At 53.8% G+C, this 14480-nt stretch carries 11 protein-coding genes; 8 read left to right on the forward strand and 3 right to left on the reverse strand.

The features are described 5' to 3' along the window. Positions 1 to 2 precede the first annotated feature (2 nt). The gene (locus tag ACMVME_RS07385) at positions 3 to 1472 is read left to right on the forward strand and encodes an amino acid permease (RefSeq protein ID WP_020883191.1); all 1470 of its coding nucleotides are present in this window, start codon (positions 3 to 5) and stop codon (positions 1470 to 1472) included. 53 nt (positions 1473 to 1525) lie between these two features. Here the strand turns inward: ACMVME_RS07385 and ACMVME_RS07390 are convergent, their stop codons facing one another. Further along, the gene (locus tag ACMVME_RS07390; protein ID WP_068794817.1) at positions 1526 to 3511 is read right to left on the reverse strand and encodes a ligand-gated channel protein; all 1986 of its coding nucleotides are present in this window, start codon (positions 3509 to 3511) and stop codon (positions 1526 to 1528) included. A gap of 249 nt (positions 3512 to 3760) precedes the next feature. Continuing rightward, the gene (fghA, locus tag ACMVME_RS07395; RefSeq protein WP_068794816.1) at positions 3761 to 4597 is read right to left on the reverse strand and encodes an S-formylglutathione hydrolase; all 837 of its coding nucleotides are present in this window, start codon (positions 4595 to 4597) and stop codon (positions 3761 to 3763) included. 138 nt (positions 4598 to 4735) lie between these two features. Here fghA and ACMVME_RS07400 point away from each other — a divergent pair, with 138 nt between their 5' ends. The 7 genes from ACMVME_RS07400 (at position 4736) to mglC (ending at position 12929) form a co-directional block, all read left to right on the forward strand. After that, the gene (locus ACMVME_RS07400) at positions 4736 to 5884 is read left to right on the forward strand and encodes a YbfB/YjiJ family MFS transporter (RefSeq protein WP_063214755.1); all 1149 of its coding nucleotides are present in this window, start codon (positions 4736 to 4738) and stop codon (positions 5882 to 5884) included. A 102-nt stretch (positions 5885 to 5986) separates the two neighbouring features. After that, positions 5987 to 6655 (forward strand): GTP cyclohydrolase I FolE, encoded by a 669-nt coding sequence (folE, locus tag ACMVME_RS07405; RefSeq protein WP_020883194.1) that lies wholly within the window; start codon positions 5987 to 5989, stop codon positions 6653 to 6655. An 18-nt stretch (positions 6656 to 6673) separates the two neighbouring features. After that, positions 6674 to 7831, forward strand: a complete 1158-nt coding sequence (yeiB, locus tag ACMVME_RS07410) for a DUF418 domain-containing protein YeiB (protein WP_414743406.1) — start codon at positions 6674 to 6676, stop codon at positions 7829 to 7831. A 155-nt stretch (positions 7832 to 7986) separates the two neighbouring features. After that, on the forward strand, positions 7987 to 9009 hold the full coding sequence (galS, locus tag ACMVME_RS07415) for an HTH-type transcriptional regulator GalS (RefSeq protein ID WP_020883196.1): 1023 nt from the start codon (positions 7987 to 7989) through the stop codon (positions 9007 to 9009). 295 nt (positions 9010 to 9304) lie between these two features. Further along, a complete protein-coding gene (gene mglB, locus ACMVME_RS07420; RefSeq protein ID WP_014170907.1) occupies positions 9305 to 10303 on the forward strand; it encodes a galactose/glucose ABC transporter substrate-binding protein MglB in 999 nt (332 codons plus the stop codon). Between the two features lie 79 nt (positions 10304 to 10382). Beyond that, positions 10383 to 11903, forward strand: coding sequence for a galactose/methyl galactoside ABC transporter ATP-binding protein MglA (gene mglA, locus ACMVME_RS07425; RefSeq protein ID WP_020883197.1), 1521 nt, complete (start codon positions 10383 to 10385; stop codon positions 11901 to 11903). Positions 11904 to 11918: 15 nt separating this feature from the next. Then, positions 11919 to 12929 (forward strand): galactose/methyl galactoside ABC transporter permease MglC, encoded by a 1011-nt coding sequence (mglC, locus tag ACMVME_RS07430; RefSeq protein WP_014170905.1) that lies wholly within the window; start codon positions 11919 to 11921, stop codon positions 12927 to 12929. Positions 12930 to 12978: 49 nt separating this feature from the next. On the opposite strand, the gene ACMVME_RS07435 is transcribed toward mglC, so the two are convergent. Continuing rightward, positions 12979 to 14367 carry a glutamine synthetase family protein gene (locus tag ACMVME_RS07435; RefSeq protein ID WP_020883198.1) on the reverse strand — a complete coding sequence of 463 codons (1389 nt, stop codon included), beginning with the start codon at positions 14365 to 14367 and terminating at the stop codon, positions 12979 to 12981. Between the last annotated feature and the right edge of the window lie 113 nt (positions 14368 to 14480).

The raw sequence follows: 14480 nt of genomic DNA on the forward strand, positions 1-14480 counted from the left end.
ACATGGTTTCAGAAATTAAAACCACAGAAGCGCCCGCGCTACGTCGCGAACTTAAGGCGCGTCACCTGACGATGATCGCTATCGGCGGTTCAATCGGTACAGGTCTTTTTGTTGCCTCTGGCGCAACAATTTCGGCAGCCGGCCCGGGTGGGGCACTTTTCTCTTATATCCTGATTGGCCTGATGGTGTACTTCCTGATGACCAGTCTGGGCGAACTGGCGGCGTACATGCCGGTATCCGGTTCGTTTTCGACCTACGGTCAAAAATACGTTGAAGAAGGCTTTGGCTTCGCGCTGGGCTGGAACTACTGGTACAACTGGGCCGTTACTATCGCCGTTGACCTGGTCGCCGCACAGCTGGTGATGAACTGGTGGTTCCCGGACACGCCAGGCTGGATCTGGAGTGCGCTGTTCCTGGCGGTGATCTTCCTGCTCAACTACATCTCCGTGCGTGGTTTTGGCGAAGCGGAATACTGGTTCTCTTTGATCAAAGTGGCAACCGTCATCATCTTTATCGTCGTCGGTGTGGCGATGATCGTTGGTATTTTCAAAGGCGCTCAACCTGCAGGATGGAGTAACTGGAGCATTGGCGATGCGCCATTTGCGGGTGGATTCTCGGCCATGATTGGCGTGGCGATGATTGTCGGCTTCTCCTTCCAGGGAACCGAGCTGATCGGGATTGCTGCCGGTGAATCCGAGAACCCGGAGAAGAACATTCCACGCGCGGTGCGTCAGGTATTCTGGCGTATCCTGCTGTTCTATGTGTTTGCGATTTTGATTATCAGCCTGATCATTCCTTACACCGATCCAAGCCTGCTGCGCAATGATGTGAAAGACATCAGCGTTAGCCCGTTCACGCTGGTCTTCCAGCATGCCGGTCTGCTCTCCGCCGCGGCGGTGATGAATGCCGTTATCCTGACCGCCGTGCTCTCAGCGGGTAACTCCGGCATGTACGCGTCTACCCGTATGCTCTACACCCTGGCATGCGACGGCAAAGCGCCACGCATCTTTTCTAAGCTGTCCCGTGGCGGCGTACCGCGTAATGCCCTGTATGCCACAACGGTGATTGCCGGTCTGTGCTTCCTGACCTCCATGTTTGGCAACCAGACGGTGTACCTGTGGCTGCTCAATACGTCCGGTATGACGGGCTTTATCGCCTGGCTCGGGATTGCTATCAGCCACTATCGCTTCCGTCGCGGTTACGTTATGCAAGGTCATGACATTAATGACCTGCCGTATCGCTCAGGGTTCTTCCCGCTGGGGCCTATTTTCGCCTTCATTCTGTGCCTGATTATTACGCTGGGACAGAACTATGAAGCGTTCCTTGCGGACCGTATCGACTGGGGTGGTGTAACGGCGACCTACATCGGTATTCCGCTGTTCCTGATAATCTGGTTTGGTTACAAACTGACGAAGGGGACGCGCTTTGTTCGCTACAGTGAAATGGAATTTCCGGGACGCGTAAAACAATAACCGCACTTCCTCTCTTTTAGCCCGCTCGGTTGAGCGGGCTTTTTTATTGGCGATCAGAAGCTGTAGGTCATGCCGACAGTGTAACGGCGGCCATCAAGTACGGTATCGTAAGTCTCGTAATCAATCTGTTTATCCAGCACGTTATACACGCCTGCGGTTACCAGCAGGTTCTTGTTGGCGTTATAACGCAGACCCACATCAACCTGCGTGTAAGACGGTGTGCCCTGTGACATTGAGGTTCGGCTGAGATACTCAGAAGATTTGCCGCGGAAGTTCAGGCGGCTCCAGAAGCCCACATCCTGCGTAGCCTGCCAGTCCAGCGTGGTGTTGAACATATGCTTAGGTATTTTATTCAGCGGCTTACCGGAGAACTGACCGCTCTTCTGCTCGGATTCGGTATAGGTGTAGTTAGCCGTCCAGTTAACATCACGGTTGATTTTCCAGCCGAAGGTGGATTCCACACCGCGCATGTTGGCTTTATCGACGTTGACCCGGTCGCTGACAAAATCGTAGGCATGGCCGCCAATCGTACAGGCAGGGTCGGCACTGCTGTTACAGCGACGTACTTCAGTGATTTTGTTTTTGAAGTCGGTATTGAACAGCGTAACGCCGGCGTTAAGATTGTCATTGTTATCCCAGAGCAGGGCGATCTCTTCGCTCAGGCTCTTCTCCGGCTTGAGGTCCGGGTTACCCACGATCATGCCATCCAGCCGACCGCCGCCCGTTGCCTGACCCCAGTTGGCGGAGGACTGACGCAGATCCGGTGCACGGTAGCCGGCAGAAACGCCCCCTTTTAACGTCCACTGTTCTGCAAGGTGCCACACCCCATAGCCGCGAGGCGTCCAGTTGGTGCCATAGTTCTGGTCTTTATCCATACGCAAACCACCGGTCGCCGTGAAGCTATCGGTCATCGCCCACTCATCTTCAGCAAACAGCGCCCAGCTCCAGCGAGTCAGTTTGTTGAGCCCGTCCGCCGCCTCAAGCTGGTTACCGTTGTCACGCAGCTTCTCATAGCGATACTGGCCACCGAGGGTCAGGGTATGGTCGCCGAGGAAGATCTGGTTCTGGTTGTTGAAAGTGGTGTTATACGAACGCATTTTGCGAACCGGGTTATTGGTCTCTTCCTGCTGGATGTAGCTGGTGGTGTTGAAGTCGCTGTAGTAACCGCTGTGGGTAAGGGAATAGGTCGTATGTTCGTAGCGGGTTTCGCTTTTGCTGTTTGGCGTGCAGGTTGTCCCGCGGCAGGTTTCAGTCGCTTTCGACTTGCCCGGCGTGCTGTTTCGGTCCTGAAGTTCGCGGGCAAAATCGAGGTCAAAATCGTTCTGCTCGTCCGGGGTAAAGTTCAGCGTGACCCCGCCGTTACGCATTTTCTGCTCATTGAAACCGTTCAGGATCTGATCTTCCGCGCGACGTGAGAGGAGGCCTGTCACTTTTGCACCGAGCAGTCCGTCAATTAACGGGCCGGAAGCGTAGGCGTTGGTCTGGAAGATATCCCCGGAATCATGGTTCTCCTGGAACGTGGCATCGCCGTGTAACGATCCGGTCCAGACTTTGGTATTCGAGACTTTTTTGGTAATGATGTTGATTACGCCGCCCATTGCATCTGAGCCATAGAGCGATGACATGGGCCCGCGGATCACTTCGATGCGCTCGATAGACTCCAGCGGCGGTAGCCAGCCTTGCTCAATGCCCGAGTTATCGCTGTTCGGGCGCGTGCTGCGCGTACTGACGCGCTTGCCATTGACCAGGAACAAGGTGTACTGGGACGCCATGCCGCGAATGCTGATATCGCTGCTGCTTCCGCCGCCCGTGACGACGACGCCCGGGACATCTTTTAGCGCATCGGTCACATCGCGGTAAGCCTTGTCTTCAATCTGCTGCTTTGAAATGACGGAGATAGAAGCCGGGGCATTCTGGATTTTTTGCTCAAAACCCGTGGCGGTCACCACCACGGTATCCGGGTCGGCTGCGTGAGCAAGAGGGGAGAGCATGGCGGCGCTGATGGCAACAGCCAGTAACGTAACGCGTGGTATTGTCATTTGAACATTCCATATCAAAAAGAAAAACACTCCATCGGGTAACCCTGAGAACTGTATGTATTTGTCTTGTAAGAACTCTTTGTGATGGAGAAGAGCCTGGAATTGTACAAAAGAATGTGAAATTGTAAACACAAATGATAATCGAAATCATTTGTGTTTTGATATTGATCGAAGAAACAGGCTTTTATTCAAAGGGATAGGGTTTTGAGGCCCGGCAGACGGAGCGCCACCGGGCAAGAAGGGAGGAACTTACTTAAACAGATGCGCCGCATGGAAGCGGAGATGATCTTCAATAAATGACGCCATAAAGTAATAGCTGTGATCATACCCTGGCTGGATACGCAGCGTCAGCGGCCAGTCCTTCTGGCGTGCCGCTTCGGCCAGCACCGCAGGTTGTAGCTGACCGGCGAGGAACTGATCCGCATCGCCCTGATCGATCAGCGTCGGGATGGCGTCCCCCGTGTTGCTGGCCAGCATCAGCGCACAGCTGTCCCACGCCTGCCATTTATCCGTGTCACTGCCCAGATAATGGGTGAAGGCTTTCTGACCCCATGGCACCTGGGTGGGGTTCACAATCGGAGCAAATGCCGACACGCTGGTGTATTTTCCCGGATTTTTCAGCGCCATTATCAACGCGCCGTGTCCACCCATGGAGTGTCCGCTAATGGCGCAGCGGTCGCTTACCTCAAATTCGGCCTTAACCAGCGCAGGCAGTTCGTCACGAATGTAATCATACATGCGGTAATGACGTGCCCAGGGCTGCTCTGTCGCGTTCAGGTAGAATCCGGCGCCTTTGCCCAGATCGTACCCGGCATCATCGGCGACATCATCGCCACGCGGGCTGGTATCAGGCATGACCAGCGCAATCCCCAGTTCAGCCGCAATACGCTGCGCGCCCGCTTTGGTGGTGAAGTTTTCGTCGGTACAGGTTAAACCGGACAGCCAGAACAGCACGGGTGGCTTTACGCCCGTTTCAGTTGGCGGCAAAAAAATGCTGAACGTCATGGCACAGTTCAGTACGCTGGAGTCGTGCCGCCAGCGCTGCTGTCGACCTTCAAAACAACGATGCTCTTCGAGCAGTTCCATGCAGGGCTCCTTAATACGAATGGCTATTCACTCGGCCCATAATACAGAGTTTTCATTTACCTGTGAGTAACTTTCACTTTCGCAGGACGGTAAGATGCGGCATCATAAATTAACTTTTCTTTAACAATTGGAGCGGTCATGGCGCTGCGTATCGCGCTCAGTGGGTTTGTGGTTCTGGTGGTAGCGATGGGGATAGGGCGCTTTGCTTTTACCCCTCAGGTGCCGCTAATGATTGCCGCCGGGCAACTCACGCTCACCAGCGCGGGCCTGGTGGCGGCGATGAACTATCTGGGCTATCTGGTGGGAGCATGGGATGCAATGCGTGCGCACCGCTTCGTTGAAACACGCCTCTGGTTGGGTATTTTTGGTGCAGTTGCGCTGACGCTGCTTTCCGCTGCGGCCGATAACGCTGTGGTACATGGCCTGCTGCGCTTTGTGATTGGCTGCATGAGTGGCTGGTCGATGGTGCTGATTGCCGCCTGGACCAACGAGCGGCTGGGACAACTGGGAAAACCGGGTCTCAGCGCCGCGGTATTTGCCGGGCCAGGTGCAGGTATTGCGCTCAGCGGGCTGCTCGCCGTCTATATCCAGGCTAAGGCGCTCTCCGCCGGTGCAGCATGGCAAATCTACGGCGTGCTGGCGCTGGTGCTTATCGCGCTGGTGGCCCGGTATCTGCCGCGGGCGGGTCAACTTCACCGGCCGGGCAGCGCACCGGAACCGCTCGTCCTGACGAAGAATTTAAAGCGCCTGGTCTGGAGCTACAGCCTGGCCGGGTTTGGCTATATCCTTCCGGCGACCTTTTTATCGCAAATGGCGGCCGTGCGTTTTCCCGGCAGTCTGTTTGCCCAGTTTGTCTGGCCGATATTTGGTATTGCCGCCGTGGCGGGCATTGCGCTCAGCATCGTTTTACGCCACACCTCAACCTCAAACCGCAGGCTGGCTATCGTATTGTGGTTGCAGGGGGCCGGCGTACTGGCAGCCTGGCTGCTGCCGGGGATTGGCGGGTTACTGACCGGTGGCTTGCTCGTTGGGGGCGGGTTCTTGTGTGCCGTTCAGCTCTCTTTACTTTATGGGCGCGAGCTGGCACCAGATCACACGCGCTACATGGCGGGACTGCTTACTACCGGTTATGCCATCGGTCAGTTGATTGGCCCGGTAACGTCGGCGTTGTCGACGTGGCTCACGCACCGACTGGAGCCTGCGCTGGGGCTGGCGGGCGTCGCGCTGTTCATCGGCGGCGCACTGGTCTGGAATCGTCAGGCCGAAAGGCAACAGCAATTGCAATAATTATCGTCGTGAATACTGGATTATGTGCGCCGCCTCACGCACAATGAGCGCACACTTTTGCCACAACGAGGGCAAAAGACGCCACACCTGCAGGAGAAAAGAATGCCATCACTCAGTAAAGAAGCAGCCCTGGTTCACGAAGCTCTGGTTGCGCGTGGTCTTGAAACGCCACTGCGTCCACCCGTTCAGGAACTGGACAATGAAACCCGTAAGCATCTGATTGCTGGGCATATGACCGAGATCATGCAACTGCTGAATCTCGATCTGAGCGACGACAGTCTGATGGAGACGCCGCACCGTATCGCAAAAATGTACGTTGACGAAATTTTCTCCGGCCTGGATTACGCCAATTTCCCGAAAATCACCGTCATTGAAAACAAGATGAAGGTGGATGAGATGGTAACGGTACGTGATATCACGTTAACCAGTACCTGCGAACACCACTTCGTGACCATCGACGGTAAAGCGACCGTGGCTTATATTCCTAAAGATACGGTGATTGGTCTGTCGAAGATTAACCGCATCGTGCAGTTCTTTGCTCAGCGTCCACAGGTGCAGGAGCGTCTGACGCAGCAGATCCTGACCGCGCTGCAAACGCTGCTGGGCACCAATAACGTGGCAGTATCTATCGACGCCGTTCACTACTGTGTGAAAGCGCGCGGCGTGCGTGATGCCACCAGTGCGACTACCACGACGTCGCTGGGCGGTCTGTTTAAATCCAGCCAGAACACCCGCCAGGAGTTTCTGCGCGCAGTGCGTCACCACAACTAATCTGACAGGGCAGGCTACATGGAGCGAAACGTCACGCTCGATTTTGTTCGAGGCGTCGCCATTCTCGGTATCCTGCTGCTTAACATCAGCGCCTTCGGCTTGCCGAAGGCGGCGTATCTCAATCCTGCGTGGTATGGCGACATCACCCGCAGCGATGCCTGGACGTGGGCCATCCTCGATCTCTTCGCCCAGGTCAAATTCCTCACCCTGTTTGCCCTGCTGTTTGGCGCGGGCCTGCAGTTACTGCTCAGGCGCGGCACGCGCTGGATCCAGTCGCGTCTGACGTTGCTGGTGATCCTCGGCTTTATTCACGGGCTGTTCTTCTGGGATGGCGACATTCTTCTCGCCTATGGCTTAGTCGGGCTGATTTGCTGGCGGCTCATTCGCGATGCGCACAGCGTAAAAAGCCTGTTTAACACGGGCGTGATGCTTTACGTCATGGGCCTTGGCGTGCTGTTACTGCTGGGGATAATCTCCGGTGATGCGGCAAACCGTTCATGGATCCCCGATGCCGCCAACCTTCAGTACGAGCAGTACTGGAAGCTGAAAGGAGGCACGGAAGCGATAAGCAACCGTGCGGATATGCTTGGCGATAACCTGCTGGCGCTGGGGGCGCAGTATGGCTGGCAGCTGGCAGGGATGATGCTGATGGGGGCATCACTGATGCGTACCGGCTGGCTGAAAGGGGAGTTTTCCCTTCGCCACTATCGCCTGACGGGAGCCGGGTTAATTCTTCTCGGCGTGCTGATTAATCTGCCGGCCGTGATCATGCAGTGGCATCTGCACTGGAACTACCGCTGGTGTGCGTTTCTGCTTCAGGTCCCGCGCGAGCTGAGCGCGCCCTTCCAGACGATTGGCTATGCGGCACTCATTTACGGCTTCTGGCCACAAATGTGTCGCGCATGGATTGTCAGTGCCATTGCCTGCGTAGGCCGTATGGCCCTCAGCAATTACATTCTGCAGACGCTGATATGCACCACGCTTTTCTATCGGTTTGGCCTGTTTATGAAATGCGACCGGCTTTCGCTGCTGGCGTTTGTTATCCCGGTCTGGATGGTTAACCTGGCGTTTTCTGTTCTCTGGCTACGTTATTTCCGCCAGGGGCCGCTGGAGTGGGTGTGGCGTCAGTTAACTGCACATGCTTCAGGGGTATCATTGAGAAATACATCCAGATAACGATCTGGATCACAATCATTAACAAAACGGATGTAAACGTTTTCATCTGTGTGAGCTTCTTCACGTAGTCCCCTTTCTCTCGCTGCCAAAATAGCCACCTTGCTAAACACAGGGGGTGTCTGTGAGTTGCTGCAATCCTTTGAAGGATGGTGAATATGATCACCATTCGTGACGTCGCCCGTCAGGCGGGTGTTTCTGTGGCTACCGTTTCACGCGTGCTGAACAACAGCGCGCTGGTCAGCCCTGACACCCGCGAAACCGTAATGAAAGCCGTGACCCAGTTGGGTTATCGCCCTAATGCCAATGCGCAGGCGCTTGCCACGCAGGTCAGCGATACCATTGGCGTGGTGGTGATGGATGTCTCTGATGCCTTTTTCGGTGCGCTGGTTAAAGCGGTAGACGTTGTCGCTCAGCAGCATCAGAAATACGTGCTGATTGGCAACAGCTATCACGAGGCTGAAAAAGAGCGTCATGCGATTGAAGTGCTGATCCGCCAGCGTTGTAACGCACTGATTGTGCACTCAAAAGCTTTAAGCGATGACGAGATTTCCGGGTTTATGGAGCAAATCCCGGGCATGGTGCTGATCAACCGTATTGTGCCAGGGTATGCCCACCGCTGCGTCGGGCTGGATAACGTCAGTGGGGCGATGATGGCCACCAAAATGCTCATCAACAACGGGCATCAGCGGATCGGTTTTCTGGCTTCCAGCCATCATATTGAAGATGATGAGCTGCGGCGCGAAGGCTGGCAAAACGCCCTTAAAGAACAGGGTATTACGCCGTCTGAAAGCTGGGTTGGAACCGGAACGCCGGATATGCAGGGCGGGGAGGCGGCGATGGTGGAGTTACTGGGCCGTAATCTGCAGCTGTCTGCCGTGTTTGCCTATAACGATAACATGGCGGCCGGGGCGCTGACTGCGCTGAAGGATAACGGCATTGCGGTGCCACAGCATTTATCGTTGATTGGTTTTGATGATATTCCCATTGCCCGTTACACCGACCCGCAGCTGACCACCGTGCGTTACCCCATTGCCTCTATGGCCAAACTGGCCACTGAGCTGGCGTTACAGGGGGCGGCAGGGCTGCTGGATCCGGGCGCAACACACTGTTTCATGCCGACTTTAGTGCGTCGACATTCTGTCGCTGCCCGGCAAATTGTGGTTCCGATCACTAACTGATTACATCAGCGGATGTAACCGTTTTCAATCTGTGAGTAAATTCACAGTATCTTAACAAGGCGCTGACTATGATGTCAGCGTTTTAGGGGCTGAAACGCTATGTAACAGTGATTAATCACTTTCACCATAGCCAATGTGCCGCAAACAACGAATAAAACGCATTTCTGGAGCGTTACCGAACACGGAAGATAGAAATTTTATAAGTGAACTTCGGCTGTCAGTAACGTTTTATTAACACCTGCCTGCCGATCGTTATTCACAAGAACTACCCTGCATAAAAAAAACCGGAGATACCATGAATAAGAAGGTGTTGACCCTGTCTGCTGTAATGGCAAGCATGCTTTTCGGTGCAGCAGCGCACGCTGCGGATACCCGTATTGGTGTGACCATCTATAAATACGACGACAACTTCATGTCTGTTGTCCGTAAAGCTATCGAGAAAGATGCTAAAGCAGCGCCAGATGTTCAGCTGCTGATGAATGACTCCCAGAACGACCAGTCCAAACAGAACGACCAGATCGACGTTCTGCTGGCAAAAGGCGTGAAGGCACTGGCCATCAACCTGGTTGACCCAGCTGCGGCAGGCACGGTCATTGAAAAAGCGCGCGGCCAGAATGTGCCGATTGTCTTCTTCAACAAAGAACCTTCCCGTAAAGCGCTGGACAGCTATGACAAAGCGTTTTACGTCGGTACTGACTCCAAAGAGTCCGGCATTATTCAGGGCGATCTGATCGCTAAACACTGGGCGGCGAACCCGAACTGGGACCTGAACAAAGACGGCCAGATCCAGTTCGTGCTGCTGAAAGGCGAACCAGGCCATCCGGATGCTGAAGCCCGTACCACTTACGTTATCAAAGAGCTGAATGATAAGGGCCTGAAAACCCAGCAGCTGGCATTAGATACCGCGATGTGGGATACCGCTCAGGCGAAAGATAAGATGGACGCGTGGCTGTCCGGCCCGAACGCTAACAAAATCGAAGTGGTGATTGCCAACAACGATGCGATGGCTATGGGTGCGGTAGAAGCGCTGAAAGCGCACAACAAATCAGCCATTCCTGTGTTCGGTGTGGATGCGCTGCCAGAAGCTCTGGCCCTGGTGAAATCCGGTGCAATGGCCGGGACCGTGCTGAACGATGCCAACAACCAGGCGAAAGCAACCTTCGATCTGGCGAAAAACCTGGCCGATGGCAAAGGTGCGGCAGACGGTACGACCTGGAAAATTGAAAACAAAATCGTTCGCGTACCTTACGTTGGCGTAGACCAGTCCAACCTGGCTGAGTTTATCGGTAAATAAGTTATTTGAATTGTCTTCACTGGGCGCAACTTGTTGCGCCCTTTTATAACGCGATATGCGAGGCCAACAAGGTATAATTATGGTCAGCACAAATACTCAGTCATCTGGTGAATACTTGTTGGAAATGAGCGCTATCAACAAGTCATTTCCCGGGGTTAAGGCACTCGATAATGTTAATTTAAAAGTTCGTCCTCACTCTATTCACGCATTAATGGGGGAGAACGGCGCAGGTAAATCAACATTATTAAAATGTCTTTTTGGGATCTATCAAAAAGATTCTGGCAGCATTCTTTTTCAGGGGAAAGAGATCGATTTCCATTCAGCAAAAGAAGCACTGGAAAACGGTATCTCAATGGTTCACCAGGAATTAAACCTGGTGCTGCAGCGTTCTGTTATGGATAACATGTGGCTGGGCCGTTATCCGACCAAAGGTGTCTTTGTCGATCAGGATAAAATGTATCGCGACACCAAAGCGATTTTCGATGAACTGGATATTGATATCGATCCGCGCGCCCGCGTGGGAACGTTATCCGTGTCCCAAATGCAGATGATCGAAATTGCCAAAGCGTTCTCCTATGATGCGAAAATCGTCATCATGGACGAACCGACATCGTCATTAACGGAAAAAGAGGTTAACCACCTTTTTACCATTATTCGTAAGCTCAAAGACCGCGGCTGCGGCATTGTTTATATCTCTCACAAAATGGAAGAGATCTTCCAACTGTGTGATGAGATTACCATCCTGCGCGATGGCCAGTGGATTGCCACCCAGCCTCTCGAAGGGCTGGATATGGACAAGATCATCGCCATGATGGTGGGGCGCTCTCTGAACCAGCGCTTCCCGGACAAAGAGAACAAGCCGGGTGAAGTGATCCTTGAGGTTCGCAATCTCACCTCGCTGCGTCAGCCGTCTATTCGCGACGTCTCTTTTGACCTGCATAAGGGCGAAATTCTCGGTATCGCAGGTCTGGTTGGGGCAAAACGTACTGATATTGTCGAAACCCTGTTCGGTATTCGTGAGAAAGCCGCGGGCACTATCACGCTGCACGGTAAGAAAATCAATAACCACAGCGCTAACGAAGCCATTAATAATGGTTTTGCGCTGGTCACGGAAGAGCGTCGTTCGACCGGTATTTATGCGTATCTGGATATTAACTTTAACTCGTTAATTTCCAATATTCGCAACTATAAAAACAAAGTCGGGCTGCTGGATAACTCCCGCATGAAGAGCGATACCCAGTGGGTGATTGACTCCATGCGCGTCAAAACGCCAGGTCACCGCACGCAAATTGGTTCGCTGTCAGGCGGTAACCAGCAGAAGGTCATTATTGGTCGTTGGTTATTAACCCAGCCAGAAATCCTGATGCTGGATGAACCGACCCGCGGTATTGACGTCGGCGCGAAGTTTGAGATTTATCAGCTGATTGCCGAGCTGGCGAAAAAGAATAAAGGGATCATTATTATTTCTTCCGAAATGCCGGAATTGTTAGGGATCACAGATCGTATTCTGGTTATGAGCAATGGTCTCGTTGCCGGTATTGTTGACACCAAAACGACAACGCAAAACGAAATTTTGCGTCTTGCGTCTTTGCACCTTTAAGATCAGGGGCTCCTCATGAGTGCGTTAAATAAAAAAAGTTTTCTCACTTACCTGAAAGAAGGCGGTATTTACGTTGTTCTTTTAGTACTGCTGGCTATCATCATTTTCCAGGACCCTACGTTCTTAAGCCTGTTGAACCTCAGTAACATCCTGACCCAGTCCTCCGTGCGCATTATTATCGCGCTGGGCGTGGCGGGACTTATCGTGACGCAGGGGACTGACCTGTCAGCGGGACGTCAGGTTGGCCTCGCGGCGGTTATCGCGGCAACGCTGCTGCAGTCGATGGAAAACGCCAACAAGGTGTTCCCGGAAATGGCGACCATGCCCATTTTCGTGGTGATCCTGATTGTCTGTGCGATCGGCGCAGTGATTGGTCTGATTAACGGCATCATTATCGCTTACCTGAACGTGACGCCATTTATCACTACCTTAGGTACGATGATCATCGTTTACGGTATCAACTCCCTGTACTACGACTTCGTGGGGGCGTCGCCAATCTCTGGCTTCGACAGCGGGTTCTCGACCTTTACGCAAGGGTTTATCGCGCTGGGCAGTTTCCGCCTGTCGTACATTACCTTCTACGCCCTGATTGCCGTCGCTTTTGTCTGGATCCTGTGGAACAAAACCCGCTTCGGTAAAAACATCTTCGCTATCGGCGGTAACCCGGAAGCGGCGAAAGTGTCCGGCGTCAACGTTGCCCTGAACCTGCTGATGATCTATGCCCTGTCAGGTGTGTTCTACGCCTTTGGTGGGATGCTGGAAGCGGGCCGTATCGGCTCTGCAACGAACAACCTGGGCTTCATGTACGAACTGGATGCGATCGCAGCCTGTGTGGTCGGCGGCGTCTCCTTTAGCGGCGGCGTGGGTACCGTGTTCGGCGTGGTAACCGGTGTCATCATCTTTACCGTAATCAACTACGGTCTGACCTACATCGGCGTGAACCCGTACTGGCAGTACATCATCAAAGGCGGCATCATCATCTTTGCGGTCGCCCTGGATTCACTCAAATACGCGCGTAAAAAATAATCGCCTCTGGCATTACCTGGCCCGCTCATCGAGCGGGCTTTTTTGTGCTTCACGCCAGACTAGACTCCTCCCGGGTGACAATGCTCTCGAACCAGTCGAGTTCGGAGAGTTTGCAGGCAACCCACTGTTGAGAAAAAGCCTCTCCCAGGCTGTCGGTAAGATACTGACAGCGTGCAAATGTCTCGATCGCCTCCTGCTGAAACAGCGGCAGATCCGGCCCGTCCTGCTGAGGTTCAGGTAAATCCTGCTCGTCAAAATTTTCCAGCCCGTACAGCATTCCGCTCAGAAGCGTTGCCGCCACCAGATACGGGTTGGCATCAGCCCCGGCCAGCCGGTACTCAATACGCCGGTTATGGTCATCGGAGCAGGGAATACGCAGCGCGGCGGAGCGGGTGTTATAGCCCCAGGAGTTAAATAGCGGTTCCGTGAGGTTTTTACGCAGGCGGCGGAATGCGTTAACGCCAGGGGCGAGAATGGCGATAGAGGCGGGCATCAGCGCCAGCTGGCCAGCGATGCAGAGGCGCATCATGCTGTTCAGCGCTTCCACCGGTGACGCGAATACGTTTTCGCCATGAATATCGTTCAGGCTGAAATGGAAGTGCAAACCGCTGCCGGACTGCTGGCTGAACGGTTTGGCCATAAAGTTGGCCTGCAGACCCTGTTTCTCCGCAACGTAGCGGGTCAGGCGTCGCAGGGCCAGCACGTTATCGCAGACTTCAACGACGTGATGGCTATGCTTCAGGTTTAACTCGAACTGGCCAGATTCGGCCTCGGCCACGATCCCGGTCAGGGGGATACGCTGCAGGTGCGCCAGCTGCTCCAGCTCGTCAAACAGCGCCGCGTGTGCCGTTGAGGTATCCATATGAAAGCAGCCCTGATTTTGTGGATCCTGCGTGCCGCGTCCGGTCAGATAAAACTCAATTTCCGGGGCAATCACCGGGAAGAGCCCGTGCTGATGGAAACGAGCCAGAACGTTTTGCAATATCACCCTTGGCTCAAGCGGGCACGGTTTGCCGTCACTCTCTTTCATGGTCAGCAGGATCTGCGCGTTATGCTGAGGGTCTTGCGAACAGGGGCGCAGGGAACCGCCGACGGGAACGCAGAGCCGGTCGGGCTCATCATCAAGCGGGGCGGCTATTTTGCCTTTATGGTCCATGGAGTAGACGGAGAGGGGGAAGTAACAGCCTTTTTCCAGATTTAGCATGCTTTCCACCGAGAGCCGCTTGCCGCGCATAATGCCATTGATATCGTTCAGGTAAACGTCAATATGTTTTGTCTGCGGGTAACGTTCCAGGTAATCCGCCACTTCCAGCGAGAGGTTGTGCTGCATGGCATCAAGTTTGTCATCAAGCCAGAGGCCAGCGTTGAGCGCCGTCGGGAGTGATAAACCCGGGAAGTTAAAATAGGGGCGGATATTTTTCAGGAAAAACGCATTCATTATTGAGTTCATAGTCATTCTTCAATGAAGCCGTAGCGGCAGTGAACTCAGCTTAAAAGGGGCGGCGTAAAGGCGGGATAAAAAGCGTTACGCCCGGTATAAAGAAAGTATAA

Origin of the sequence: Enterobacter cloacae complex sp. 2024EL-00711, assembly GCF_047529885.1 — a bacterium.
Taxonomy (GTDB): Bacteria; Pseudomonadota; Gammaproteobacteria; order Enterobacterales; family Enterobacteriaceae; genus Enterobacter; species Enterobacter ludwigii.